1 pseudogene is annotated in these 1257 nt (G+C 46.8%); it reads left to right on the top strand.

Annotated elements, in window-relative coordinates:
• Positions 1-53 precede the first annotated feature (53 nt).
• Positions 54-1257 (top strand): annotated as a pseudogene (locus ICN30_RS11510) (IS3 family transposase); the annotation flags it as partial.

The raw sequence follows: 1257 nt of genomic DNA, 5'->3' as shown, positions 1-1257 counted from the left end.
TGAACTGACCCACAAAAGTTGGACACCAAATCCAACTCAAAAGGGTCAGTCTCATGTCCAAATACAGCAAAGAGTTCAAACTAGAAGTTATTCAGCATTACCTCTCCGGTAAGGGTGGTTTTAAAGCAGTCGGAGACCGCTACGGCGTTAAACATACCTATATTCAAAAATGGGTTCATGCCTATAAAGCTCATGGTCAAAAGAGCTTAACCAAGACTTACACACATTACCCCGACACCTTTAAGGTGTCTGTGCTCCAGTCTATGCAACAAGACCAACTCTCCATCAATCAAGCCGCAGCCCGCTTTAATGTGCCAGCCCCCAGCACAATTAGTCTTTGGCAACGCCTCTACAATGAAGGTGGTATTACAGCCCTAGAACCTAAGCCCAAGGGACGGCTACCAATGTCAAAACCCTTCAAACCATTTACCCCCACCAATAAGCCAGTCACCCAAATGACTCCGCAAGAGCTCATGCAAGAGCTCGAGTACCGCCGAGTGGAGACCGATTACCTAAAAAAGCTCGAGGCCTTAGCCCAGCAAAAGCACTTGGCAAACAAGAACAAGTCCAAGTAATTACTGAGTTAAGGCAGCAATACCCTTTGCAGACCATCTTGGCAGTAGCCAATATGGCAAGAAGTGTTTATTACTATCAGGTAGGGCTAAGCAAGCAGGCTGACCCTCATCTTGCAACAAAGACCCAGATCCAAGTGATCTACCATCGCCACCAGGGCCGTTATGGCTATCGACGAGTCCATTTAGAGCTTAGCAATCAGCAGTGTTACCTCAACCCCAAAACCGTACAAAAACTGATGGGGCACCTCGGCCTTAAATCAACCGTGCGCCCTAAACGCTACCAGTCCTACAAAGGGTCTGTTGGTAAGGCAGCCCCAAACCTATTAGAGCGTAACTTTGCAGCTAAAGTACCCAATCAAAAGTGGGTCACCGATGTGACTGAGTTCAACATCAGGGGTGAGAAGGTTTACCTCTCGCCGATATTGGATCTGTATAACCAAGAGATCATCTCTTATGAGATTGCCGATCGTCCGCAGATCGGCATGGTAAGTGCCATGCTAACTAAAGCCTTTAAGCAACTCACTCAGACCGAGAAGCCGATGCTGCACTCCGATCAGGGCTGGCAATACCAGATGGGGATTTATCAAAAAGAATTACACAAGCAAGGCATTACTCAGAGTATGTCTAGAAAAGGTAATTGCTTAGATAACGCGGTGATGGAAAACTGGTTTGGGATTATGAA

This window comes from Polynucleobacter sp. 31A-FELB (genome assembly GCF_018882405.1).
Classification (GTDB): Bacteria; Pseudomonadota; Gammaproteobacteria; order Burkholderiales; family Burkholderiaceae; genus Polynucleobacter.
Note: the sequence above shows the minus strand (reverse complement) of the source record. Positions and strands in the feature narration are given on the sequence as shown.